Here is a 24849-nt window from a genome sequence, read left to right on the forward strand (position 1 = left end):
GCAGGCGCCGACGGCGACTGCCCTTGAGTTCTCTGCGCTCCGGCCGAGGGGCTGACTGCGCTACAGCGACGGCGTACTGACGCGAACAACCACGGACGTTCAGGGACCGTAAGGCCAGGTCAGCGGTGCCCCACCCAGGGCCCGGACGATCGCGTACGGGACGGCTCCTGCCGGGCCGGAATCACCTCGGCCGCACGGACTGCGTAGTCGTCGACGGACGGATCCGGCCAGGTGGTCGACGCGCCGCCCAGGTGGTTCGGAACGGAAGAAGCCCGGCTCCACGGTCGTCGTGGAGCCGGGCTTCTTCCGCCACCTGCCAGGGAGGACGGTCAGGCGCGCCGGGCCACCAGGGCGAGCACCTCGCGTTCTCCTGCACCACAGGTGGCGCCTGCCCTGCCCCGCTGCCCCCGGTATTCGGAACGGGTCAGCGGTTGAACGATGAACCCAGTTGTGCGTCCGTGCCCACCGTGCCCAGCGTTCCGTGGCCGAACGTGAACGAGCCCTTGGCCGTCGGACCGGAGGCCGTGGCCGGGAAGACCCACAGGGAGCCCGCGTCGGTGTTCTCGCCGGGGGCGCCGACGGCCAGTTCGGTGCGGCCGTCGCGGTTGGCGTCGAGCAGCCTGACGGCGGCGCCGAACCTGTCGTTCGCCTCGGCCACCCCGGGGACGTTCGCCGTGTCCTGGTTGAAGCCCACCGTGCCCGTCCCGGTCGGGCCGGACGCGGTGCCGGGGAGGACCAGGACCGATCCCGCGTTCTTCGTCGTGCCGAGGTCCTCGTAGGGCACGCCGACGGCGATGTCGCCGTAGCCGTCACCGTTCATGTCGCCGATCGACAGCGACGCGCCGAATCCGTCGTGCACTTCGGCGACACCGGGGACACCGGCGCTGTCCTGGTTGAAGACCTTGGCGCGGTCGCCCCGCGGGCCGGTGGCACTGCCCGGTACGTAGGTGATCATGCCGCCCAGGGCGAGCGGATAGTCCAGATCGCTGTCGTAGCCCTCGATCGTGCGGCCCACGACGAGGTCGGCGTACTTGTCACCGTTGATGTGGCCGGCCGTGATGGTCTCGCCGCCCTGGAGGCGGTAGCCGTCCGCCCGGTTGACAACGGTGTACTTCTCGCTGAGGCCGGTGGCACCGCCGTTACGGATGAGGATGCGCCGGGCGTCGAACTCGTCGCCGTCGTGGACGACGGCGGCCAGGTCGTCGCGGCCGTCGCCGTTGAAGTCGCCCGCAGCGAGGCCCAGGTATCGCAGATCGTCCATGTCGCGGATCACCCTGGCGGACGCCGCGCCGCCGTCGCGCTCGAACGGGCCGGACAGGATGTGCATGCCGTTCATTCCGAGGGTGACGACGTCCATGGCTCCGTCGCCGTCGAAGTCACCGACGGCGGCCTTGCCGCCGATCTCGTCGTACTGTTCGTTGCCCGTCAGGAGGGTCGCGCCACCGGACAGTCCGTGCGCGCCGCCCCAGATGACAGTGAGCGAACCGGCCGACTTGGAAGAGCCGATCTTCTCCTTTTCCGCGCCGACCACGAGGTCGCTGTACCCGTCCCGGTCCAGATCGGCGGAGACCATCGAGCTGCCGAAAGCGTCACCTGCCTCGGCGGTGTCCGGGATTCCGGGCGAGTCCTGGGTGAAGACCTGCTTGGTGGAAATCTGCAGACCGCTCTTGGAGCCGTACACCACACCCACGTACCCGGCCTTGGCCTTGCCCCCGACGGTGGCACCGGGCGCGGTGAACGCCACGTCCGGGTAGCCGTCCCCGTTGAAGTCGTCGCGTCGCGGGTTCGGAGCGGGCACGGCCCGCGTGGGGGTTGCGGAGGCTGTCGTGGGGGCGGACGCCGACGCCTGGGCGGCGGCGGGGAAGGTGATCGCGGCGGTGGCCACGGTGATGGCGAGTATCACGGTGATTCCTGGAGCGCGGATTGCCACGTGGGCTCCTTCGTTCGATCAGCGATGAGGGGGGTGGGTGCGGGGCCCGGTGGGTTTCCGGGGCGTACGGGAGTGCGCGCGGGGCCATGCGCCGCACCGGCAGTTCGCAGACTCAGACCAGTGGTCCCGCCCGAGGGTTGCGTTCCGCCCCGGACCGTCACAGCTCCTCCACCCCGATCCCGGCGGAGGCCTGATCCGGTCTGGAGGTGGGTCGTGATGACGTGACCTGGGCGCCCGGCCGGTTGCAAGTGGCAGGCCCTGGACGTGTCGGTCGAGCTGGGCGCGGCTGACGACACGCGGACGTGCCTGCGCCCGCCGGTACGGGACGGGGCCGGCCCGTTCGCCTACCCGGCTGCTACGGCCAGCAGGGCGAACGCGGCGAGGGACAGGGCCGTGCGGACCCGGTGGAGGGTGTTCCAGCGGGACTCGAACGCCTCGCGGGCCGCGCCGTCGTCACCGCCCTCGGCCGCCGCGAGCGCCTTGTTCAGCGGAATGTTCCCGGCGATCGTGACCAGGTGGCTGCCGACCGCGCAGACCAGCGCCGCCACGGCGAGCGCCCGGTCCGTGTCGTCGTCGGCTCCGGCGACCACGGCTGCCGGGAAGGCGATCACGCCGAGGAAGAGGACCAGGAAGACCGGTCCGGGCACCTTCTCGTTGAAGCGGCGCATCGCGGCCGTGAACCGCTCGTCCGGCAGTGCCGCGAGGCCGGGCATGACCGCGATCAGGAACGTCAGCAGGAAGCCCGCGTAGAGGCCGGTCGTGATCACTGCGAGGGCCAGGAACAGGGAGGGCATGGTGCCCATCATGACGTCGGCGGACGGTCCGCGCAGCCGACTTCGCAAGCCGGTGCGGCCCGTCGCCTCCCCCGGTCAGTTCATCTCGCCCTCCGGCGCGCCGCCGGACCCGGTGTTGTCCCCGCCGCCCCTGAGCCGGTCGGCCTGTCCGATCGCGGTCGCCAGCTTCCGTACGGAATCGTCCTCGGTCCCGGCCGCCAACATGTCCGCCCGTGAAGCCAGTTCAGCGAGACCGGGCGCGCCTGGTAGATCGCCGCCGCGCAACGCGTCGGCGAAGTAGGCGGCGACCGCGGCCACTTGGAGCCGCTTGCTGTCGCCGCCCCACAGCGGACCGTCGATCGCGTTCGTCCCGACCGACCCCGTCTGCTCGTGCGGCGCCCGGGTCTTCGGGTCCAGCCAGCGTACGGTCGCGGTCGCCACGTGCCCGGCGGCGCCGTCCTTGAGGTGTACGGCGTAGAGCGCCGTCACCGTGTGGCCGGGGCCGACCTCGCCGCCGTCGACGCGGTCGTTGCGGAAGTCCTCGTCGGCGACCTTGCGATCCTCGTAACCGATCAGCTTGAACTGCTTGACGGTCTCGGGGTCGAAGGCGACCTGGGCCTTGGCGTCGCGCGCGGTGAGTTCGAGGTGTGCGGGCAGCTGGTCGACGAAGACCTTTCGGGCCTGGGTCTCATCGGCGACGTACGTGGTGTGGCCGTCGCCCTTATTGGTGAGCTGTTCCATCAGCGCGTCGCCGTACTCGCTGCCGACGCCGACGCCGAAGAGGGTGATGCCGTACTCGCGGCGGGCGGAGCCGATGCGTTCGAGGATGGCTTCGGCGTCGGTCGCGCCGGTGTTGGCGAGGGCGTCGGAGAGCAGGACGACTCGGTTGTTGGCGCCCTTGACGCGGCCGTCGACCGCCTCGTCGTACCCGCGGCGGATGCCCGCCTCAAGGTTGGTGGAGTCGGTGGGTTCCATGGAGTCGACCCGGTCGCGGATCGTGCCGCGGTGGTCTCGCAGCCGGGTCATCGGCAGCAGCGTCTTCGCCTTGTCGCTGAAGGTGACCAGGGAGACCGAGTCGTCGTCGCGGAGTTCGTCGGTGAGGATGCCCAGGGACTTCTTCACCAGGTCGAGACGGCCCACCTCGGCCATCGAGCCGGAGATGTCGACGACGAAGGTGAGCGCGGCGGGCGGGCGCTCGTCGCGGGCGGGGGCGGCCCGGGTGGCCAGGCCGACCCGCACCAGCGACCAGCCGTCCGCCCCGGCGCGGGCCCCGTCGACGTTCACGGTGAAGCCGTTGCCGGCCGGGCGCCGGTAGCCCTGGCGGAAGCTGTTGACGAACTCCTCGGGCCGCACGGTGGCCGGATCGGGCAGGTTGCCGTCGGCGAGGGTACGGCGCGCATATCCGTACGAGGCGGTGTCGATGTCCAGCGCAAAGGTGGACAGATAGTCGGGCGGCGCGGACTCCCGGCGCCCGTCCTGCTTCTTCGCACCCTTCGCGCCGTCGCCGTCGGCGACACCGCCCGCCGCGGGGGCCGGGCCGGGTGCGCCCCTGCGGTCCATGGCGGAGTTCTCCTTGGTCGGCGTGGCCGAGCAACCGGTGAGCAGCACCCCGCCCGCCAGCAGCACCCCGAGTACCGCGTGCCATGTCCGTGCGTACTTCGCTCCGTGCCTTCCTGTCCGGCGATCCATTCCCAGCCCCCAACGTCGTCGTGTCAGCACTTGTGAATGTGACGTGCGAGACGGTGCCGAGGAGCAGACGAAGACGTTGCGGATGGATCTCGATGCGGCAACGGAGGCGGGGGAACCGGCGGAACGTCCAGGGATTTTCGTTTGGATCCGCCCGGCGTGATCCAAACGAAAGGCCCTGGGCTCAGGACACGATGTCCTTACGGCTGAACCCCCGGAAGGCGAAGGCGAACAGGATCAGGGCATACGTCACCGAGATCGCCGCGCCCTTCACCATGCCGCCCCATTCCAAGTCGGGCTGGAGCGCGTCCGCCCAGGCGAACTGCCAATGTGCGGGCAGGAATTCACGCCAGGAACCGAGCGCCGTGACGGCATCCAGCACATTGCCGACGATGGTCAGCCCGACCGCCCCGCCGACCGCGCCCAGCGGGGCGTCGGTCTTCGTCGACAGCCAGAACGCCAGCCCAGCGGTGACCAGTTGGGAGACGAAGACGAACGCGACGACGAGTGCCAGCCGGGGCACGGTGTCCGAGGTCTCGAGCGCCCCGCCGGTGGGCAGTTCGAGCGGCCCCCAGCCGTACGCGGCGGCTCCCGCGGCCAGCGCGACGAGCGGCAGCAGCACCATCGCGGCCAGGCTGAAGCCGAGCGCCACGACGAGTTTGCTCCACAGCAGCCTGGCCCGCGGCACCGGCGCCGCCAGCAGATAGCGCAGCGAGGACCAACTGGCCTCGGACGCAACGGTGTCCCCGCAGAACAGTGCCACCGGGACGACGAGGAGGAACCCGGCGGACACGAAGAGGCACGTCGCGGCGAAGTTCGCGGCGGACGCGGTCGCGGTGTCCATCAGGGTGAGCCGGTCGCCGCCGCCCCGCGAGGACGGTGTGCCGCCGATCGCGAACGCGGCGATCAGGATGAACGGCAGCGCGGCCAGCACCCCGCCCATGAGCAGCGTTCGGCGCCTGCGCAGCTGGCGCACCGCCTCGACGCGCAGCGGCAGGGTGTGCCGGGCGCGGTAGCCGGGGGCCCCGGCGGCTTCCCTGACATCGACTGCGGCACTCATACGGAGCCTCCGGAGATCAGAGTGAGGAATGCGTCCTCCAGGCGGCGGTGCGGCCCGACGCCGGTCAACGGCACGTCCATACGGACGAGTTCGGCGATCAACTCGGGCGAGGTGGCGCCGTCGAGCCGGACGAGCAGGCCGCGGCCGTCGTCCGTACGGGCCGCCGAGCCGATCCCCGGCAGTGCGGCGATCTTCTCCACGAGGGGTTCGGCCAGCACGCGCGCACTGGTGACGAGCAGCATGTCGCCGGAGCCGGCGATCTCGGCGACCGGGCCGGCCTGGACGAGCCGGCCGCGGTCCATGACCACGAGATGGGTGCAGGACTGTTCGACCTCGGAGAGGAGGTGGCTGGAGACGATGACGGTCCGGCCCCCGGCCGCGTACCGGATCATCACGTCGCGCATCGCGCGGATCTGGGGCGGGTCGAGCCCGTTGGTCGGTTCGTCGAGGATGAGCAGGTCCGGCATGCCGAGCATGGCCTGCGCGATGGCGAGCCGTTGCCGCATGCCCTGCGAGTACGTGCGGACGGCACGGGCGATGGGGTCTCCCCTGCTCGAACGGAGTTGAGAGCTTGGGGAAGCGTCACCGAGCCCGGCGATCTCCAGGGCCTCCTCGATGTGGGCGTCCTCGGCGGGCCGTCCGGTGGCCTGCCAGTACAGCTCCAGGTTGGCGAGCCCGGACAGGTGCGGCAGGAAGCCCGCCCCTTCGACGAACGAGCCGACGCGCGACAGCACGGGCGCGCCCGGCCGGACGGCCTGCCCGAAGACGCGGATCCCGCCGTCGTCGGGCGTGATGAGGCCCATCAGCATGCGCAGGGTCGTGGTCTTGCCCGCGCCGTTGGGTCCGAGGAGCCCGAGCACCTGCCCCTTCTCGACCCGGAAGGACAGTTCCTTCACGGCATACCTGTCGGCGGACTTGGCGTACTTCTTCGACAGTCCGGTGATCTGGAGGGGCACCTCGGCGAGCGCCGGATCGGGTGCGGGGGTCGCGGTGCGGCGGCGTGCGGTGAGCAGCAGCGCGGCGGCGATCACCACGGCGGCGGCCGGGAGCCCCCAGGTCCACCAGGGCAGCGCGGCCGGTGCGGTCTTCAGGGCGGGCGCGGTGGGAACGGTCAGCGGGCCGGTGGGGGTCACGGTGTACGTCGTCGGCTCGGCCGGTGAGGCGTAGCCGAGGTCGGTGGCGGAGAGGACCAGGCGGAGCCGGTGTCCGGTGTCGAATCGGTGGTCGACGGCGGGGAGGGTCAGCTGAACCTCCTTGCCCTGCCGGGCCTGTGGGATCCGGAAGGGCGCGACCAACTGGGCGGGCAGCACCTGCTGCTTGCCGTCCGGAGACACGTCGTACACCTTGCCGAACAGCACGGCGTCGCCCCGCTCCGCCGCCACCCTGACCCGCACGGTCGGCGAGCCGGTGACGCGCAGGGACGTGTCCAGCGGCGCCGAGTCGAAGCGGGCGTGCTGCCCGGGGAAGTCGAGCGAGAGGCCGACGCCGAGGGAGGACAGCTGGGAGAGCCCACCGCCGACGCCGGGAACGGCCGAGATGGCGGGCGGGTTGGCCCCGGCAGGGTTACGGAACGTCTGCGTCCGCCGCCTCAGGTCGATCGTCTCTGCTCCGCTGTTCAGCCCCGGGTACATGGCGCTGCTCGCCCCGCGGGTGAGGGCGGCGCCGTCGGTGGAGTCGATGCCTCCGGTCCGGGTGACGCGGAATGCGGGCCCGGTGTCGGTGCCCTTGTCGCCCTTGAGGTACCGGTCGAACCATGCGCCGATGCGCCGGCGTACCCGGTCGGTCTCCAGGTCGCCGCCGTCGTGCCCGCCGGCGATCCAGTCGACGGCCACCGGTGCGCCGTTGCCGCTGATCGCCTTGGCCATGGCGTCGGCCTGGCCGAGCGGGAAGAGGGAGTCGGACTGGCCCTGCACGATGAGCGCGGGCACCTTGATGCGGTCGGCGACGGCGCTCGGGGAACGCTCGGTCAGCAGCGCACGCGCGGCGGCGTCCGGCTTTCCGCTGACGGCGACCCGTTCGTACATGTCGCAGAGCCGCTTCTCGAACTTCTGGCAGCCGCCGCCGGTGGTGACGAAGATTCCGGCCCAGAGCTTCTTGAAGACGCCGTCGGGGAACAGGGCGTCGGCGAGGTTCCAGTAGGTGATCTGCGGTGCGATGGCGTCGACGCGCTTGTCGTACCCGGCGGCGAGGAGTGAGACGGCTCCGCCGTAGGAGGCCCCGGTGACTCCGACCCGGGGGTCGCCCTCGGCGTCCAGCTGCACCTCGGGCCGGTCGGCGAGCCAGTCGATCAGCCGGGACACGTCCTCGACCTCGCGGTCGGGCGCGTTGAGCGAGATCTCCCCGCCCGACTTCCCGAACCCGCGGGCGGACCAGGTCAGTACGGCGTATCCGGCGGCGGCCAACTGCTCGGCCTGCGCCCGCACATCGTTCTTGCTTCCGCCGAACCCGTGCCCGATCAGCACGGCCGGCCGACGCCGCGTACCGCCGGTGGTGAAGTACGAGGTGTCGAGGGACACGCCGTCGATCCGCATCATCCGGTCCTGGCGGTGCACGGCGGGTCCGCCGTCGTCGGCCACCACGGTCCAGGTACCCGCACCGGCCAGCACGGCGAGCGCCGCGAGGCCCGCGGCCCACCGGCCGCGTCTACGAGGCATACGGGGCAGCAGCAGCCGCCACCGGGACGTACGCGCATCAGGGGTCTCCATGGTTCCCGACCTTAAGCGGACCACCGCCGCGTGCGGGCAACCGCCGGGGGGAACTCTTCGGCCTTCTTTCGGCGTACGGCACTCAACCGCCGTACTCCGTACGCGGTATGCCGAGGAGCCCTGGCCGGGCTCACCGGGGTTCTGCGCGGTTCACATGGTGTTGATGATGAGACCGATGTGGGTGAAGTAGTTGAGCCCGCCGAAGAGCAGGAACACCAGTCCGGCCAGGCCCCAGACGACTCCGATGACCGGGCTCAGCCAACTCCTGGGCCGGCGCAGGGCGAACGGGAACAGGAGCGCGCCGATGCCCACGAGGACGTACAGCCCGGACATGAAGCTCGCCTCCAGAATCGGCCACTTCGCGAACTCGCCGGAGATGGGTTCCTCGGGCGGCGCCGCGAAGAGGGTGTACTTCCAGCCCGCGGCGGCGATCCCGAAGCAGGCGAGCCCGAGGCCGAAGACGAAGACGGAGATGGGTGCGGCGACTCGGGCCGTGTGAACGATGCGGTCGGCGCTGTTGAGTTCGGCACCGCGTTTCCAGAGGTAGCAGGATGCGGCAAGCAGGAGGACGCCGAAGGCCAGTGCCGGTTCGCCGAAGATGATGTTGTCGAACGGGAAGCCCTGTCCGGCGAGCGGCCAGGTCAGGGTCATGTGGAGGCCGGTGGTGACCAGCGTGAAGCCGACGGCACCGAACGCCAGCACCCAGCCTTCGGGGGTGATGGTGCGGTCGGACGCGAGGAGCCGGCGCCCCAGCGCCACCACGAGCAGCAGCCCGGCTCCGGCGGCCACCGCCATGATCGTGTTGTACGTCGGCATCTTGGCCCAGTCGATCTTCAGACCGGATGCCGCCAGAGGGATGGCGTGGTGAGTCATGCACGGAGCGTAATGCTCGATATGCTCATTGTCGGGGTATTAGCCCTTTTGCCCGAGTCGTGGGTGCCAGGCCGCCCACGGGGATACGGGGACGGCCGGTTCGGCACCGAAGGGGCCGGGGGTCACGTCCCCACGGGGTACGGCGCCTCCGGCGGCAGGAGTTCCGCCGCTTCGTCGAGCCGCCCGCCCGACACCAGTTCGTGGATCCGCCGGGCAAGCGGGGTGACGTCCTGGATCGAGACCGTCCACTCGTCCGCGTACCGCCGCGCCGCCTCGCCGGAGAGGCCGAGTTGCAGGGAACGGTAGGTGAGCCTGTTCAGGCGCAGGTCGCGCTCGGGGTCCCACTGGACGCGGGCCGGGCTCCGGCGCAGGCTGCGCTGCCAGGTGCTGCGGTCGGGGTGAACTCCCCGCACGTAGTTGGAGAGTTCGGAGTTGGCCAGCGCCCAGTCGAAGCCCTCGCGGGTGATCTCGACGGCCAGGACGGTCTCCTGCCCCTCCTTCGTGGCCCAGCCGCACCGGTACATCATCCACAGGAAGCTCGGCTTGATCCATGTCATGCGGTCGCGCTTCCAGGCGTCCGGGAAGCGCCCGTCGCGCGCGGCAGGCAGCCCGATGAACGGGGCGTACGCCTGGTAGACGGTGATGGTCGTGTCCGTGTACTGGGCGCGGATCTCGTGCTGTGGCCTGGTCGGGGTGGTCATGGCCCCATCACAGCAGCGATCGGGCGGGTGCGGCGAGCGAGATATCACGCCGTGCGCGAGGTACGGGAGATCTCCCTCCGGGGCCAACGGGGTCACGGGGGCCACCGGAGCCACCGGGGTTCTACGGCTCGGCGTTCCCGCGCAGGGACGGGGCAGGACCCCATGCGCCATCACCGGCGTCCGGCAGTCTGCGGTACCAGCGGTTACGCTCCTTGCATGGAAACGCAAGTTACGCCGTGGGACGCAGCCGGAGCCGAACGGGCGGTGGCGGTGCTGAAGGCGGTGGCCGATCCGACGCGCTACCGGCTGCTGTGGACGTTGAGCCAGCGGGAGCTGCCGGTGAGCACGCTCGCGAGCATGCTGGGCGCGCACGTCGCGGCGACCTCCCAGCATCTGGCGAGGCTGCGGGCGGCCGGTCTGGTCACTTCCCGGCGCGAGGGCACCCGTATCTTCTACCGGGCGGCCGGGGCGCACGTCCGGGGACTGTTGGAGGAGGCGTCGCTGGTGGTGGACGAAGCCGAGCGTGCAGCCGGCTCCGGGGGCTCGCAGGAGGCGCCGGACGCGACCGCGCAGGAGCAGCCGGCCCGGGCCCGTCCCATGTCTGCCCGGCTCCGGCCGGTGGCCGGGCGGTAGACGGGCGGTCCGGACACGGCCTACGCCGTCTGTCGCCAGGACGCGGAGACGACCGCCGGTTCCATGCTGATGCGGGCGACGGCGCTTTCCACGCAGGTGCTGTCCGCGGCCGGGACGGTGATCTCGGCGCGTATGCGCACCCGGTTCTCCTCGGGAAGTCCGGTGGACTGCACGGCGTGCAGTCGGCCGGTGGACCCGGAGAGGGACTGCACGAGCAGCGTCCGGACGTGGGCTTCGTCGCAGGCGGCGACCACGGCCTCGACACGGTAGGGGGTGGGGAGTTCGTCGCCGGAGCCCGGTTGGCGGTCCAGGCGCTGAGCGAGGCTGCGCACAGCGGTGTTGACGGCCACGACGGCCGCGGCCCCGGCCAGGGCGTAGCCGGGCATCCCGGCCCCGGCAAGGCAGCCCACGGCGGCCGAACACCACAGAGTGGCAGCGGTGTTGATGCCGGTGATGTTGAGGCCCTCGCGCAGGATGACCCCGGCGCCGAGGAAGCCGATGCCGGAGACGACCTGGGCGGCGATCCTGCTGGGCGAGGTGTCGTGGAAGGAGCCGGAGAGCAGGACGAACAGGGCGGCGCCGGAGGCGACGAGCGTGTTGGTGCGCAGCCCGGCCATACGCTGGCGCCACTGGCGCTCGATGCCGATGAGAGCTCCGGCGAGCATGCCGGCGCCGAGGCCGATGGCGAAGGTGATCGGGTCCATGGCTACTCCTTCCGGAGCGGGGGGACGCCGTCGGCGTGCGGGGTGTCCTGGTCGAGGTGGTATTCCTGCGGTTCGGCGTCGTAGGAGTACAGCTCGGCGTAGCGGCCCCAGTCGGTGGCCACCTCCAGCTGTTGGGTGACCTGTTCGCTGGTGAAGTGGTGGGCCAGTACGTCGCGGAAGAATCCGGCGCGCAGGGTGCCGTCGGGGTTCTGCCGCAGGCTGGTGGTGATCAGTTTCACCAGCGGGGCGCCGAGGGCGGCCTCGGCGAAGATGGTCTTGGACTGCTGGACATCGGCTCCTGCGTATGCGGTGCCGGTGTCGGTGAGGAGGAGGTCGTCGCCGCTGATCTTCGCGAAGCCGAGCAGTTCGAGGGCGTCGACCAGCGGCAGGACATCGTCGATCTCCAGGACGAGATGGTCGGCGAGATCGGCGAGGTCGCACCTGCCGCCCCGGTGCAGCACCATTTCGGCGAGGCCGGACAGGCCGTCGACGCCGGCTGTGGGCAGGGGGGTGTTGGCGGCGGTGCGCTTGTCCGGCCCGATGCCTTCGGGGCGGCCGGGCAGCCGGGTCTCCTTGGGCCGTCCGGTCATCGTGCGGTAGACGCGGTCGATGAGATCGTCGAAGGTGTCGGAGTTGCGGTCGCGCGGGCGGGCCAGGCCGACCTCGAAGGTCTCCCGGATGGTGCCGTAGGGGCGGGAGCCGAGTACGACGATCCGGTCGGCCATCAGGACCGCTTCTTCGATGTTGTGGGTGACCAACACGATGGCGCGGGTGGGGAACTGGCCCGACTCCCACAGTTCCATCAGTTCGCCGCGCAGATTCTCCGCGGTCAGCACGTCCAGGGCGGAGAACGGCTCGTCCATCATCAGCACATCCGGCTCGACGACCAGGGCGCGGGCGAAACCGACACGCTGGCGCATGCCGCCGGACAGTTCCTTCGGATAGGCGGACTCGAAGCCGTCCAGACCGATCAGGTCGATGGCCTGGACGGCAGCCTCGGCGCGCTGGTCGGCGGGTACGGCCCGGGCTTCCAGGCCGAGTTCGACGTTCTGCTGCACGGTGAGCCACGGCAGCAGGGCGAACGTCTGGAACACCATCGCGGAACCAGGGTTGGCGCCGGTCAACGGCTCGCCGCGGTAGGTGGCGGTGCCGGAGCTGGGCGGGATGAGGCCGGCCAGGCAGCGCAGCAGTGTCGACTTGCCGGAGCCCGACTTGCCGAGCAGGGCGACGATCTCGCCGGCGTGGACCTTGAGGTCGATGCCGCCGAGGACGGGCAGTTCGCCGTCGGCGCCGGCGTAGGTCTTGGTGAGGCCGACGGTCTCCAGCAGGATGTCGCCGTCGGCGGGCCGCTGGGCCTTGGCGGTGAGGGCGGCGGCGTAGGAGCGGTTGGCGCGCAGGTTGCGCAGCGTGTTGAGAACCATGAGGGGCTCCAGGAGGCATTCGCGAAAGGTAGGGGGAAGTCAGAGGGCGTAGCGGGTTTCGGCCAGCCGGTACAGGCGGCGCCACACCAGGCGGTTGAGCGCTACGACGTACAGGCTCATCACCGCGACCCCGGCCAGCAGATGCGGGAAGTCACCGCTTGCGGTGGCCTCGGCGATGTAGGCGCCCAGGCCGGTGGCGGTGAGCGTGGTGGCGCCGAAGGTGACGACCTCGGCGACGATGGAGGCGTTCCAGGCACCGCCGGAGGCGGTGATGCCGCCGGTCACGTACGACGGGAAGATTCCGGGGATGATCAGGCGCTTCCAGCGCTGCCAGCCGCGTACTCCCAGGTCGTCCATGGCTTCACGCAGGTCGGTGGGGATCGACATGGCGCCGGCGATCGAGTTGAACAGGATGTACCACTGTGCGCCGAGCGCCATCAGCAGGATGCCGCCGATGTTGATGGACAGCCCCGTCCTGAGGAAGAACCAGACCGCGAGCGGGAAGAGGAAGTTGGCGGGGAAACTGGCCAGGATCTGAACGACGGGCTGGGCGATACGCGTCAGCTTCGGTGAGAAGCCGATCCGCACCCCGATCGGCACCCAGATCACCGTCGCGACAACCACGAGCACGATGACCCGGGCGAGGGTCGCAAGGCCCAGCAGCAGCGGTTCACCGAAGACCCCCAGCCCCGTCCTGTCGTGGAGATAGCGGCCGAGATCGAACAGGCCCCATGCGATCAGTCCGCCCGCCAGCAGCGCGAAGACGAGGTCGCCGGTGCGCCGCCGTGCCGCGTCGAAGACCAGCGGCCGGTCGTCGGTACCGAAGATCCGGCCCATACGGTTGATGACCTGCCCGGCCGGGCGCAGCACACGCCCCAGCAATTGCGGCCAGGTGGAGCGGCGCAGGAAGTCCAGTACGACGGAGCGCTGCACCTCGGTGGCTTCGGACTGCTCGTTCTTGAACCGCTCGGCCCACGCGGTCAGCGGGCGCCAGAACAGGAAGTTCACACCGATGACCATGACTGCCATGGTGGCGATCGCCCAGCAGACCCGGGCCAGGTCACCGTCGGCGATCGCGGCACCTGCGTAGGACCCGACGCCGGGCAGTGCGTAGTCCTTGTTGTTGACGCTGATCGCCTCGGACGCCACCAGGAAGAACCAGCCGCCGCCGAAACTCATCATGCCGTTCCACACCAGGCCGATCGCTCCGGACGGCAGCTCCACCTTCCAGAACCGCATCCACCGGGTGAAGCGGAACGAGCGGGAGAGCTCGTCGAGTTCACGCGGCAGCGAGATCAGCGAGTGATAGAAGCCGAACGTCATGTTCCACGCCTGCGAGGTGAAGATCGCGAAGATCGACGCGCACTCCAGGCCCAGCATCGAGCCGGGAAACAGAGCGATGAACCCGGTCACCGCCACGGTCAGAAAGCCCAGCACCGGCACCGACTGCAAGATGTCCAGCGCCGGGATCAGGATCCGCTCCAGCCTGCGGCTCTTGGCCGCCGCATAGGCGTACGCGAAGGTGAAGACGGTCGCGGCGGCGAGCGCGATGAACATGCGCAGCAGGCTGCGCGCCGCGTCGTAGGGCAGCTGCGAGGGGTCGGTGTTCACCTTCACCGACTGATTGGGATGGAAGGAGACCGTTGTCCCCTGCCCGACCCGCAGCGTCACGTACAGCAGGACGAGCACAGCGGCCGCGACCACCAGATCCACCCACGACATGCGCGGCCTGCTCCCAGGAAGAGGGGTTGGCAGCGCCGTGCGCGAGAGGGCCTTGTCCGTACGGAACGACATCACAAATGACCTCCACCCACACTGTGCGCAGGCCACCGCTCCCCGCTCGCGAACGGCACACCGCCCGAACGAGGCAGGACGGGCCCGCCGGTGTGGATCAACAGAAGGGTAAGCACGCCCGGGGCGGCGGTCACCGCAGCGTCACGAAGGCGCGCGCCGGGGGCGTGGAGGGACGGAGAGCGTCAGTGGCTGCCCAGGAGGCAGCACGGACTGGGAGGGTCTGCGCCCATGACTGCCTCCATTCGTGATGCGGTTCCGCCTCGGGCGTGCAGCGCACACCGGAGGCCCGATGCGAGAAGTGTGCCGCTTATTGCGTCGATACGCAAATAAGAGCGATTGGGTGACACGACCTGGTCGACTCCCCCTGCGCAAGAGGAGAGTTCGCCAACCGCCGGACCACGGCCGCCGGTCGGTCCGAGCGCGGAGATCCGGTCGCGGGCGCGCGGGCGCCCCTGACCCCCTCACGGCTCGCGGGCGCCGGGCGCGGCGGAAGCCTGCACGTGAGCGACGAACTCGGCGCACGCCTCGGCCGGTTGAGCCTCAGGCAGCCCCGGCCGGAGTGTCATCGGCGGGGGCCGAGACGGGTGCGGCGCTGCTGGGCGGGTGCGTGGTGCGGGCCGTGGGGTCGTACGCCGTGTCGGAGAAGCCGAGAAAGCCGAAGAAGCCGATGAAGGGGAGCCGTGACGGCTCCCCTTCCTCGGCTTCTCTTCGGTCCCGGCCCACAACAGCCCTCGGCACGGTCATGCGACGTGGATACCCTGCCTCGCTCAGTAGGCGGAGTTGACGTTGTCGATGGAACCGTAGCGGTGCGCGGCGTAGTTGGAGGCGGCGGTGATGTTGGCGACGGGGTCGTAGATGTTCCGGGAGGTGCCGCTGACGTGATACGCGTTGAAGGTGGGGTCGATGACCTGGAGCAGCCCCTTGGACGGGATGCCCTTGGCGGCGTTGGAGTCCCAGTTGTTGATGGCGTTCGGGTTGCCCGCGGACTCACGCATCAGGTTGCGGTGGATACCTTCGTACGAGCCCGGGATGCCCTTCGCACGCATGACCTCCAGCGCCTGCCTGATCCAGGTGTCCACGTTGCCACCGCCGGCCCTGGCGGGAGTGGCGGCCGAGGCGCCCGGGGCGCCGGCGACGGTGCCGGCCACGATCGCCGCACCGGCAGCGAGCATGCCCAGCGAAGCCTTCTTGGTCCGGGTCATACGGGCGAACTTCTTGGGCATCACGGTGATCTGCATTCGGAAATTCCTCTTCTGTCGGGGGGGCGATGCCAAGAATTGTTATGCGAAGAGGAAATCCAGGTCAATGATGTCCTTTTACTAAAAAGAATCGTATATGGCGACGGAAATGATCCAGCAATGGGCCTGGATAGCCGGTAAGGCAGCCCGGATCTCTACTATTCCTCATCATAGTGACGCCCGTCACGTGGCCTACCACACACGGCATATACGCCAAATCGCCACAAGAGTGGCGCACGTCACGTGGTCTGCGCCACATAAAGGGCGGGTCATTTACTCACCGTAATGTGAAATAAGCATGCCGCATTGACTGCGAGCAGTGAATCGCCGGCCCCTGCAAAGGTCTTCGTCGGGCGCGCTCGTCGGTCCGCCCCGGGCGGCCATGACCTCGGAGGTAATTGAGCGGGTGCCTGCCCGTCCCTACCGTTCCCGTACAGGCATGTGCCTGAGCGACCGCATGACAACGACAGGAGGACCCAGTGATGTCGTCCCAGAACGCGAGTACGGTCCCGGCGATGGGCACCGCCCGCTCCGACGGCCTTCTCCGGGGAGCCCTCGTGGCAGATGTGATCCTCACCGGTGCGAACGGCATCGGCTATCTCGCGCTCGCCACCGTCCTGGACTCGTTCCTCGGTGTGCCGCTCCCCGTCCAGTACGCGGTGGGCGTCTTCCTCACGGTGTACGCGCTGTGGGTGCTGGCCGTCTCGCGGCAGGAGAACATCAGCCGCGGCGCGGTCACCATCGTCATCGCCCTGAATACGGCCTGGGCCGTGGCCGGTGTCGTGACCGTCGCCCTGGACGCACTGACCGCCACGGCGGTCGGCAACGGCTGGATCGTGTTCCAGGGCCTGGTCGTGGCGGCCATGGGCGCGGTCCAGTACGCGGGGCTGCGGCGCATGTGAGAGCGCACCTACCCCGGACAGCGACGGCCCGTACGGACGCGGCGACGGCCCGTACGGACGGGGATGCGTCCGTACGGGCCGTCGGCCTGATGAGGGATCAGTGGTTGCGGGGGAAGCCCAGGTCCACGCCCGCCGGGGCGTCGGCCGGGTCCGGCCAGCGGGTGGTGACGACCTTGCCGCGGGTGTAGAAGTGCACACCGTCGTTGCCGTAGATGTGGTGGTCGCCGAAGAGGGAGTCCTTCCAGCCACCGAAGGAGTGGTAGCCGACCGGCACCGGGATCGGCACGTTGACGCCGACCATGCCGGCCTCGATCTCCAGCTGGAAGCGACGGGCGGCGCCGCCGTCGCGGGTGAAGATCGCGGTGCCGTTGCCGAACGGCGAGGCGTTCATGAGGGCGACGCCCTCCTCGTACGTCTCGGTGCGCAGGACGCACAGGACCGGGCCGAAGATCTCGTCCTTGTACGCGTCCGAGTCGGTGGACACGTTGTCGAGCAGGGAGAGGCCGATCCAGTGGCCTTCCTCGAAGCCCTCGACCGTGAAGCCCGTGCCGTCGAGGACGACATCGGCGCCCTGGGCGGCCGCGCCCGTGACGTAGGAGGCGACCTTGTCGCGGTGGGCGGCGGTGATCAGCGGGCCCATCTCGGACGTGGGGTCGTTGCCGGGGCCGATCTTGATCTTCTCGGCGCGCTCCTTGATCTTGGCGACGAGCTCGTCGGCGATGGAGCCGACCGCGACGACCGCGGAGATCGCCATGCAGCGCTCACCGGCGGAGCCGTACGCGGCGGAGACGGCGGCGTCGGCCGCGGCGTCGAGGTCCGCGTCCGGCAGCACCAGCATGTGGTTCTTCGCGCCGCCGAGCGCCTGGACGCGCTTGCCGTTGGCGGTGGCGGTCGTGTGGATGTAACGGGCGATCGGGGTGGAGCCCACGAAGGAGACCGCGGCCACGTCGGGGTGGGCGAGGAGACCGTCGACGGCGACCTTGTCACCGTGCAGGACGTTCAGCACACCGTCCGGCAGACCGGCCTCGGAGGCCAGCTCGGCCAGCAGGTTGGCGGCCGACGGGTCCTTCTCGCTGGGCTTGAGCACAAAGGTGTTTCCGCAGGCGACGGCGAGCGGGAACATCCACATCGGCACCATGGCCGGGAAGTTGAACGGGGTGATGCCGGCGACGACACCGAGCGACTGGCGGATCGAGGAGACGTCGACCCGGCTGGAGACCTGGGTGGACAGCTCGCCCTTCAGCTGGGTGGTGATGCCGCAGGCCAGCTCGACGATCTCCAGACCGCGGGCGACCTCGCCCAGCGCGTCCGAGTGCACCTTGCCGTGCTCGGCGGTGATCAGCGCGGCGATCTCGTCGCGGTGGGCGTCCAGCAGCGCGCGGTAGCGGAAGAGGATCGCGGTGCGGGTGGCCAGCGAGGAAGTGCCCCAGGTGGCGTAGGCGTCCTTGGCGGCGGCCACCGCGGCGTCGACCTCTTCGAGGGAGGCGAGCGCGACCTGGGTGGTTACGGCACCGGTGGCCGGGTCGGTGACCGGGCCATAGTTGCCCGACGCGCCCTCGACGGTCTTGCCACCGATCCAGTGGTTGACGGTCTTCATGACAGAACTCCTTCAGTGGCGTCTTCAGAGGTGGCGGCGTCGGTCGGCGACGTGTCGGTCGTACTCTTCGCGGGCTTTCACGGCCGACGGCCGGGTGGCCGTTTCGGCTACGGGAACATCCCACCACGCCTGTGCCGGAGGCGGGCCCGACACTGTGTCTGCCGTTTCGGTCTCGACGTAGACACAAGTGGGACGGTCCGCGGCGCGCGCCTCGGCAAGGGCTTCGCGCAGGTCACGCACGGTCTCGGCGCGCAGTACCCGCATCCCGAGCGAACCGGCGTTGGCCGCGAGATCGACGGGGAGCGGGGGGCCGGTGAACCCGCCGTCCGCGGCGCGGTGACGGTAGGCGGTGCCGAAGCGTTCGCCGCCGACCGTCTCGGAGAGACCGCCGATGGACGCGTAGCCGTGGTTCTGGAGGACGACCAGCTTCACGGGGAGTTCCTGCTGCACCGCGGTGACGATCTCGGTGGGATTCATCAGATACGTGCCGTCGCCGACCAGTGCCCAGACGGGGTGGCCGGGGGCGGCCAGCTGGACCCCGATCGCGGCCGGGATCTCGTAGCCCATGCAGGAGTATCCGTACTCGACGTGGTACTGGTGCGGGGAACGGGTCCGCCAGAGCTTGTGCAGGTCGCCGGGGAGCGAGCCGGCCGCGTTGATCAGGATGTCGTCCTCGGTGACGAGCTCGTCGAGCAGGCCGAGGACCTGGACCTGGGTGGGGCGGGCGTGCGGGTCGTCGGCGGTGAACGCGGCGGTGACACGCTGCTCCCATTTCTCCTTGGCCTCGGTGTACTCGGTCTCGTAGGACGGGTCGACGCGGTGGTTGCGTGCGGCGAGCGCGGCGGTGAGGGCTTCGAGGGAGGTGCGGGCGTCGGCGACGAGCGGGAGCGCGCCGAGCTTGTGGGCGTCGAAGCCGGTGATGTTGACGTTGAGAAAGCGGACGGCCGGGTTCGAGAAGAGCGTGGCGGAGGCGGTGGTGAAGTCGGAGTAGCGGGTGCCGATGCCGATCACCAGGTCGGCGGTGCGGGCCAGTTCGTCGGCGGTCGCGGTGCCGGTGTGGCCGATGCCGCCCACGTCGGCGGGGTGGTCGTGGCGCAGGGAGCCCTTGCCGGCCTGGGTCGAGGCGACGGGGATACGGGTCGCGGCGGTGAACGCGGCAAGGGCCTCCTCGGCCGCGCTGTGACGGACGCCGCCGCCCGCCACGATCAGCGGCCTGCGGGCGCCGCGCACGGCCCGTACCGCTTGGTCGAGCTCGTGCGGATCGGGGGCGGGGCGGCGTACGTACCAGATGCGCTCGGCGAAGAACTCCTCCGGCCAGTCGTACGCCTGGGCCTGTACGTCCTGCGGCAACGCGAGGGTGACGGCGCCGGTCTCCGCCGGGTCGGCGAGGGTCCGCATCGCCTGGAGGGCCGCCGGGATCAGGGCCTCCGGGCGGGTGATCCGGTCGAAGTAGCGGGAGACGGGGCGCAGACAGTCGTTGACCGAGAGGTCGCCGGCGGCCGGGACTTCGAGCTGCTGGAGCACGGGGTCGGCGGGCCGGGTCGCGAAGGTGTCCCCGGGCAGCAGGAGGACGGGGAGGTGGTTGATGGTGGCGAGCGCGGCTCCGGTGACGAGATTGGTGGCGCCGGGGCCGATGGAGGTGGTGACCGCGTGCGCGGAGAGCCGCCCGGACCGGCGGGCGTAGCCGACGGCGGCGTGCACCATGGCCTGTTCGTTTCGGCCCTGGAGGTAGGGCATGGCGCGGCCGGACTCGACGAGCGCCTGGCCGACTCCGGCGACGTTGCCGTGGCCGAAGATGCCCCAGGTGGCGCCGATCAGCCGCTGCCGCCGGCCGTCGCGCTCGGTGTACTGGCGGGACAGGAAGGACACCAGGGCCTGGGCGGTGGTCAGGCGGCGGGTACTCATGCGGGTGCCTCCGTCCCGTACAGCGGGAGTCTGGGGTCCACCGGCTGGGCGGGCCAGGTGTCGCGGATCCAGCCGTGGTCGGGGTGGTCGGTGATCAGCCACTCCCGCTGCTCCCCCGGGCCCGCCATCACGTTGAGGTAGTACAGGGTGCGGCCGGGGGCGGCGATGGACGGGCCGTGCCAGCCGTCGGGGACCAGGACCGCGTCGCCGCTGCGGACCTCGGCGAGGACGTCCGTACCGCCGGCCCGGGACGGCGACACCCGGTGGTAGCCGAGGCCGTCGTCCGTCACCTCGAAGTAGTAGATCTCCTCCAGCACGGATTCGGCGCCCGGGCGGTGCTCGTCGTGTTTGTGCGGCGGGTAGGACGACCAGTTGCCGCCGGGGGTGAGGACCTCGACGGCGATCAGCCGGTCGCACGCGAAGGTGTCGGCGGCGGCGAAATTGTTGACCTGGCGGGAGCAGTTCCCGGAGCCGCGCAGCTCGACGGGTACCTCCGGCGCGGGGCCGTAGCGAGCGGGGAGTCGTCGCTCGCACTTCGCTCCTGCCAGGGCGAAGCGGCCTCCTGCGCCGGAGGCGATCTGTGCATGGGCGTCACGCGGTACATAGGCGAAGTCGGCTACCCCGCTGAACACGCTTTCCCGGCCCAGCAGTTCAAAGATCTCACCTGAGGTGTGCACCGTACAGCCACCGGTCAACGGCAGAACGATCCACTCGCTCTCCCCGGTGACAAGTGTGTGAACTCCGCCGGGCTCCAGCTCCAGCACGCGCAGGCTCGACCGGTCCCATCCGGCGCGCTCCGGGCCGATGTCGAGGGCGTAGGGGCCGTGCGCCGTGGATCCCGCGCGGACGTGGTGCCACGGTTCTTCGTACGTCGTCATACCCATCCCCTACCCGATACCCGGTCCCCGCCCGTTCCTCTCGGCTCCAGCAGCGATACGGCCGTGTCGACGGCCGCGGCCACCTCTCCGTCGGCCGGGTAGAGCAGCGAACGCCCCACCACCAGGCCCTGGACCGTGGGCAGTCGCAGCGCCGTGCGCCACTTCTCGAACGCGCCGTCCAGGTCGTCGCCCACCTCGCCGCCCAGCAGCACGGCGGGCAGCGTCGAGGCCTCCATCACCCGGGCCATGTCAACGGGGTTCTCGGTGACGGGCACCTTGAGCCAGGTGTACGCGGACGTCCCGGCCAGCCCCGAAGCGATGGCGATCGAGGTGGTGACCGCCTCCGCACCGAGATCGTTGCGGACGTGGCCGTCCATGCGGCGGCAGAGGAACGGCTCGACGAAGACCGGCAGCCGGTACGCGGCCATGGCGTCGATGGCCCGGGCGGTGGCGTGCATGGTGTCGAGCGAGCCGGGGTCGTCGTAGTCGATGCGCAGGAGCAGCTTGCCCGCGTCGAAACGGAGCCGGTCGAGGTCCTCCGGGCGGTGGCCGGTGAAGCGGTCGTCGAGTTCGAAGGCGGCGCCCGCGAGCCCGCCGCGGTTCATCGAGCCGATGACGACCTTGTTCTCCAACGCGCCGAGCAGCAGCAGGTCGTCGAGGATGTCGGCGGTGGCGAGGACGCCGTCGACGCCGGGGCGGGAGAGGGCGAGGCAGAGCCGTTCCAGGAGCTCGAAGCGGTTGGCCATGGCCAGTTCGCGGTCGCCGACGGCGAGGGAGCCGCGGGCCGGATGGTCCGCCGCGATGATCATCAGGCGTCCGCCGTCGCCGACGAGGGGACGTCTGCGGCGGTGCGCGGCGGCCTCGGCGACGGCCTCGGGGTGGCGCATGCGCAGCTGGACGAGTTCGGAGACCGAGGAGGCCGGGGGCGTCATGGGGTGGCTCCGGTGGGGCGGGCGGTGACGGCGCCCGCGGTCAGGGCCGCTTCGACTTCGTACGGGAACGGCATGGCGGACGAGCAGGCGAGCCGGGAGGCGACGATCGCACCGGCGGCGTTGGCGTACCGCATGACGCGTTCGGTCTCCCAGCCGGCGAGGAGACCGTGGCAGAGCGCTCCGCCGAAGGCGTCACCGGCGCCGAGGCCGTTGACCACCTCGACCGGCAGCGGCGGCACATCGGCCACCGTGCCGTCGCGGTGGACGGCGAGGACGCCCTTGGGGCCCTGTTTGACGACGGCCAGTTCGACGCCCGCGGCGATCAGGGCGCGGGCGGCCGCGTACGGTTCGCGCTCGCCGGTCGCGATCTCGCACTCGTCGAGGTTTCCGACGGCGACGGTCGCGTGGGCGAGGGCCTCGCGGTAGCGGGCAGTCGGGGTGGAGGGGGAGAGCGTGGAGTCGGAGGTGGTGGAGTCGGAGGTGATGGAGTCGGCGTCCCAGAACATCGGGCGCCAGTCGAGGTCGAAGACAGTGATGCCGCACCGGTCGCGGGCGCGGAGTGCGGCGAGGGTCGATGCGCGGCTCGGCTCGGCGCACAGCCCGGTGCCCGTCATCCAGAAGACCCGGGCGGAGCGGATTGCGTCGAGATCCAGCTCCGAAGCGTGGATCTCCAGGTCGGGGGCCTTGGGCCGGCGGTAGAAGTAGAGTGGGAAGTCGTCGGGCGGGAAGATCTCGCAGAAGGTGACCGGCGTCGGATACGCGTCGACGGGCGTCACCCAGCGGTCGTCCACCCCGAACTCCCGCAACTGCTGGTGGAGATACTCCCCGAACGCGTCCCGGCCGGTACGGGTCACCACCGCGGCCCGCCGGCCGAGCCGGGCCGCGGCGACGGCGACATTGGTGGGTGATCCGCCGAGGAACTTCCCGAAGGTGTCGACCCGGGCAAGTGGCCGACCGGTCTGCAGGGGGTAGAGATCCACACCGATCCGGCCCATGGTGATCACGTCGTACAGCTCAGCCATCTGCATCCCTTCGACCGGCGACCGGGCGGCTGCTCCCAGGTCTAGCCCTCCCACGCACCCCTGTCAACGCTTTGTCCGGACATACGGACGAATCATTGACACGGTTCCTCGGGGCCGGGAGGCTGGGCGGCATGACCTCCTCCGCAGCGGCTCCGGCCCGTATCCGCATCGGTTCGGCACCCGACTCGTGGGGGGTGTGGTTCCCCGACGATCCGAGGCAAGTGCCCTGGCACCGCTTCCTCGACGAGGTCTCCGCGGCGGGTTACGAGTGGATCGAGCTCGGTCCGTACGGCTACCTCCCGACCGACCCGGCCCGTCTCACCGACGAGACCCGCCGCCGCGGACTCACGGTCTCGGCCGGGACCGTCTTCACCGGATTGCACCACGGCCCCGGCGTCTGGGACCGGACCTGGGCGCATGTCGCCGATATCGCGGCACTCACCCGGGCGATGGGCGCCGGGCATCTGGTGGTCATCCCGTCGTTCTGGCGCGACGACAGGACGGGCGAGCTGCTGGAGGACCGGGAGCTGACCGCGGAGCAGTGGCGCGACCTCACCACCCTGACGGAACGACTGGGCCGCGAGGTGCGGGACCGGTTCGGGCTGCGCATCGTCGTCCATCCGCACGCCGACACCCATATCGACAGCGAGGAGAATGTCGCCCGCTTCCTCGACGCCACCGATCCCGACCTGGTGTCGCTCTGCCTCGACACCGGCCACTACGCCTACTGCGGCGGCGACAGCGTCAAGCTGATCGAGACGTACGGGGAACGGATCGGCTATCTGCACCTCAAGCAGGTCGACCCGGAGATCCTGGCCGAAGTCGTGGCGGACGAGGTGCCGTTCGGGCCCGCCGTGGCGCGCGGCGTGATGTGCGAACCGCCGGGCGGGGTGCCCGCACTGGAACCCGTGCTCGCCGCCGCCCGCGAGCTGGACGTCGATCTCTTCGCCATCGTCGAGCAGGACATGTATCCGTGCCCGCCCGACAAGCCCCTCCCCATCGCCCGCCGCACCCGGGACTTCCTCCGCACCTGCGGCGGCCCGCCAGGCTCTGACACGCCGAGGCGCGCCGGGAAGTGACGTAGCGGCGGTACGCGGTGTTGTCCTCGATGAGAAGCCGGTGCAAGGCCCGGCCGCGCACCCCACCACGCCGCACGAGGAGCAACTCACCATGATCCGGAAGATGCTGTCGTCCCGCAGGACGGCCGGGGCCCCGGCCCTGGCCGCGGTCGCTCTGGCCGCCGCGCTCGCCGCGGGCCCGGGCACCTCGGCCGCCGCAGCCGACGAGCACAACCCGCCGCCACCGCCCGGCTCCAGCCCCGTCTGCGTCTTCTACGACGGCAACGGGCCGACCTTCTACGGCGAGCAGGGCGAGCGGGTCTCCCAGGTGCAGTGCATGCTGGCCAACCGCCACTATCTGCCGTGGTCCGCGCTCGACGGAACGTTCGGACTGCAGACCTTCTTCGCCGTGCAGCGCTTCCAGGCGGACAACCCGCCGCTCAGGCCGGACGGCCTGGTCGACGCGGCAACCTGGTCGGCGCTCTGGCACGCGGGGCCGAGTCGCACGACGCCTCTCCCCTATCCGCCGGCGTGACCACGGCGCGCACCGCTTCTCCCTCCCATTTCCCGTAACCCCCTCGTCACACATGTCCGCGTTACGCGGCTTTTCCGTCACAGGCGTACGACAGCCCCTCCCCGGGACTCACATCCTCTCGTTGCACCGAGCGCAGGCTGAGTGATCGTCAGCGTCCGTGCCGCGGCTCCTCCGATGGCCCTCCCGGCTGCCGCCGCGGCGCAGAGAGGTGACAGTTATGACGGACAGAAGGCTCTGGTCCTACAAGGACATCGCGGCGCACATCCGGGTGCAGCCGGACACCGTCCGCTCGTACCGAAAACACGGTCTCCTCCCGTCACCCGACCACGTGGAGAACGGCAAGCCCTACTGGTACGCGGACACCGTCCGCGCCTGGGTCGCCTCAAGACCCGGCAACCGAGGACGCGGGGACTGAACCCCCGGCAAACGCAGCCCCGTACGGCGAGCGCACCCAGGAACCCGCCCGCCGTACGGGGCTTCCTCTTCCACCGGATGCGACCCT

At 70.5% G+C, this 24849-nt stretch carries 22 protein-coding genes; 5 read left to right on the top strand and 17 right to left on the bottom strand.

The annotated features are described in order from the left end of the window. Positions 1-424 precede the first annotated feature (424 nt). From ACZ7L9_RS04820 to ACZ7L9_RS04850, 7 genes are all read right to left on the bottom strand, one after another. Positions 425-1930, bottom strand: a complete 1506-nt coding sequence (locus ACZ7L9_RS04820) for an FG-GAP and VCBS repeat-containing protein (RefSeq protein WP_471412496.1) — start codon at positions 1928-1930, stop codon at positions 425-427. 344 nt (positions 1931-2274) lie between these two features. Beyond that, a complete protein-coding gene (locus tag ACZ7L9_RS04825) occupies positions 2275-2724 on the bottom strand; it encodes an anthrone oxygenase family protein (protein ID WP_471412498.1) in 450 nt (149 codons plus the stop codon). Positions 2725-2799: 75 nt separating this feature from the next. Further along, positions 2800-4392, bottom strand: coding sequence for a vWA domain-containing protein (locus ACZ7L9_RS04830; RefSeq protein WP_471412500.1), 1593 nt, complete (start codon positions 4390-4392; stop codon positions 2800-2802). Between the two features lie 181 nt (positions 4393-4573). After that, positions 4574-5449 (bottom strand): ABC transporter permease, encoded by an 876-nt coding sequence (locus ACZ7L9_RS04835; RefSeq protein WP_471412501.1) that lies wholly within the window; start codon positions 5447-5449, stop codon positions 4574-4576. Beyond that, positions 5446-8154: an alpha/beta fold hydrolase gene (locus ACZ7L9_RS04840; RefSeq protein WP_471412503.1), complete on the bottom strand. Its 2709-nt coding sequence runs from the start codon at positions 8152-8154 to the stop codon at positions 5446-5448. Before ACZ7L9_RS04840 ends, ACZ7L9_RS04835 begins: the two co-directional genes overlap by 4 nt. A gap of 150 nt (positions 8155-8304) precedes the next feature. Then, positions 8305-9027: a DUF981 domain-containing protein gene (locus ACZ7L9_RS04845; protein ID WP_471412505.1), complete on the bottom strand. Its 723-nt coding sequence runs from the start codon at positions 9025-9027 to the stop codon at positions 8305-8307. Between the two features lie 122 nt (positions 9028-9149). Beyond that, positions 9150-9728 carry a DUF4291 domain-containing protein gene (locus ACZ7L9_RS04850; protein ID WP_471412506.1) on the bottom strand — a complete coding sequence of 193 codons (579 nt, stop codon included), beginning with the start codon at positions 9726-9728 and terminating at the stop codon, positions 9150-9152. 216 nt (positions 9729-9944) lie between these two features. On the opposite strand from ACZ7L9_RS04850, the gene ACZ7L9_RS04855 reads away from it, so the two are divergent. Next, on the top strand, positions 9945-10361 hold the full coding sequence (locus ACZ7L9_RS04855; protein ID WP_471412507.1) for an ArsR/SmtB family transcription factor: 417 nt from the start codon (positions 9945-9947) through the stop codon (positions 10359-10361). 20 nt (positions 10362-10381) lie between these two features. Here ACZ7L9_RS04855 and ACZ7L9_RS04860 read toward each other — a convergent pair whose 3' ends face one another. From ACZ7L9_RS04860 to ACZ7L9_RS04880, 5 genes are all read right to left on the bottom strand, one after another. Continuing rightward, the gene (locus ACZ7L9_RS04860) at positions 10382-11065 is read right to left on the bottom strand and encodes an MgtC/SapB family protein (protein ID WP_471412508.1); all 684 of its coding nucleotides are present in this window, start codon (positions 11063-11065) and stop codon (positions 10382-10384) included. Between the two features lie 2 nt (positions 11066-11067). Next, a complete protein-coding gene (locus tag ACZ7L9_RS04865) occupies positions 11068-12486 on the bottom strand; it encodes an ABC transporter ATP-binding protein (RefSeq protein ID WP_471412509.1) in 1419 nt (472 codons plus the stop codon). Positions 12487-12525: 39 nt separating this feature from the next. After that, positions 12526-14208: an ABC transporter permease gene (locus ACZ7L9_RS04870; RefSeq protein ID WP_471412510.1), complete on the bottom strand. Its 1683-nt coding sequence runs from the start codon at positions 14206-14208 to the stop codon at positions 12526-12528. Positions 14209-14820: 612 nt separating this feature from the next. Then, positions 14821-15024, bottom strand: coding sequence for a hypothetical protein (locus ACZ7L9_RS04875; RefSeq protein WP_471412512.1), 204 nt, complete (start codon positions 15022-15024; stop codon positions 14821-14823). A 23-nt stretch (positions 15025-15047) separates the two neighbouring features. Further along, positions 15048-15518 carry a transglycosylase SLT domain-containing protein gene (locus ACZ7L9_RS04880; protein ID WP_471412513.1) on the bottom strand — a complete coding sequence of 157 codons (471 nt, stop codon included), beginning with the start codon at positions 15516-15518 and terminating at the stop codon, positions 15048-15050. 482 nt (positions 15519-16000) lie between these two features. On the opposite strand from ACZ7L9_RS04880, the gene ACZ7L9_RS04885 reads away from it, so the two are divergent. Next, on the top strand, positions 16001-16420 hold the full coding sequence (locus tag ACZ7L9_RS04885; protein ID WP_471412515.1) for a hypothetical protein: 420 nt from the start codon (positions 16001-16003) through the stop codon (positions 16418-16420). Between the two features lie 97 nt (positions 16421-16517). Here the strand turns inward: ACZ7L9_RS04885 and ACZ7L9_RS04890 are convergent, their stop codons facing one another. The 5 genes from ACZ7L9_RS04890 to iolC are packed head-to-tail and all read right to left on the bottom strand — an operon-like array spanning position 16518 to position 22754. Beyond that, positions 16518-18017 (bottom strand): CoA-acylating methylmalonate-semialdehyde dehydrogenase, encoded by a 1500-nt coding sequence (locus tag ACZ7L9_RS04890; protein ID WP_471412516.1) that lies wholly within the window; start codon positions 18015-18017, stop codon positions 16518-16520. 24 nt (positions 18018-18041) lie between these two features. After that, a complete protein-coding gene (gene iolD, locus ACZ7L9_RS04895) occupies positions 18042-19922 on the bottom strand; it encodes a 3D-(3,5/4)-trihydroxycyclohexane-1,2-dione acylhydrolase (decyclizing) (RefSeq protein WP_471412518.1) in 1881 nt (626 codons plus the stop codon). After that, positions 19919-20800 (bottom strand): 5-deoxy-glucuronate isomerase, encoded by an 882-nt coding sequence (gene iolB / locus ACZ7L9_RS04900; protein WP_471412519.1) that lies wholly within the window; start codon positions 20798-20800, stop codon positions 19919-19921. Before iolB ends, iolD begins: the two co-directional genes overlap by 4 nt. Then, positions 20797-21732, bottom strand: a complete 936-nt coding sequence (locus tag ACZ7L9_RS04905; RefSeq protein WP_471412521.1) for a Cgl0159 family (beta/alpha)8-fold protein — start codon at positions 21730-21732, stop codon at positions 20797-20799. Before ACZ7L9_RS04905 ends, iolB begins: the two co-directional genes overlap by 4 nt. Beyond that, positions 21729-22754 carry a 5-dehydro-2-deoxygluconokinase gene (iolC, locus tag ACZ7L9_RS04910; RefSeq protein WP_471412522.1) on the bottom strand — a complete coding sequence of 342 codons (1026 nt, stop codon included), beginning with the start codon at positions 22752-22754 and terminating at the stop codon, positions 21729-21731. Before iolC ends, ACZ7L9_RS04905 begins: the two co-directional genes overlap by 4 nt. A 131-nt stretch (positions 22755-22885) precedes the next feature. Between iolC and ACZ7L9_RS04915 the strand changes: the two genes are divergently transcribed. The 3 genes from ACZ7L9_RS04915 to ACZ7L9_RS04925 all read left to right on the top strand — a co-directional run bounded on the left by ACZ7L9_RS04915 (position 22886) and on the right by ACZ7L9_RS04925 (position 24762). Then, positions 22886-23833, top strand: coding sequence for a sugar phosphate isomerase/epimerase family protein (locus tag ACZ7L9_RS04915; RefSeq protein WP_471412524.1), 948 nt, complete (start codon positions 22886-22888; stop codon positions 23831-23833). Between the two features lie 91 nt (positions 23834-23924). Beyond that, the gene (locus tag ACZ7L9_RS04920) at positions 23925-24347 is read left to right on the top strand and encodes a peptidoglycan-binding domain-containing protein (protein WP_471412525.1); all 423 of its coding nucleotides are present in this window, start codon (positions 23925-23927) and stop codon (positions 24345-24347) included. 217 nt (positions 24348-24564) lie between these two features. Continuing rightward, positions 24565-24762: a helix-turn-helix transcriptional regulator gene (locus ACZ7L9_RS04925; protein WP_471412527.1), complete on the top strand. Its 198-nt coding sequence runs from the start codon at positions 24565-24567 to the stop codon at positions 24760-24762. Positions 24763-24849 lie beyond the last annotated feature (87 nt).

Source organism: Streptomyces sp. NPDC111516, assembly GCF_055635345.1.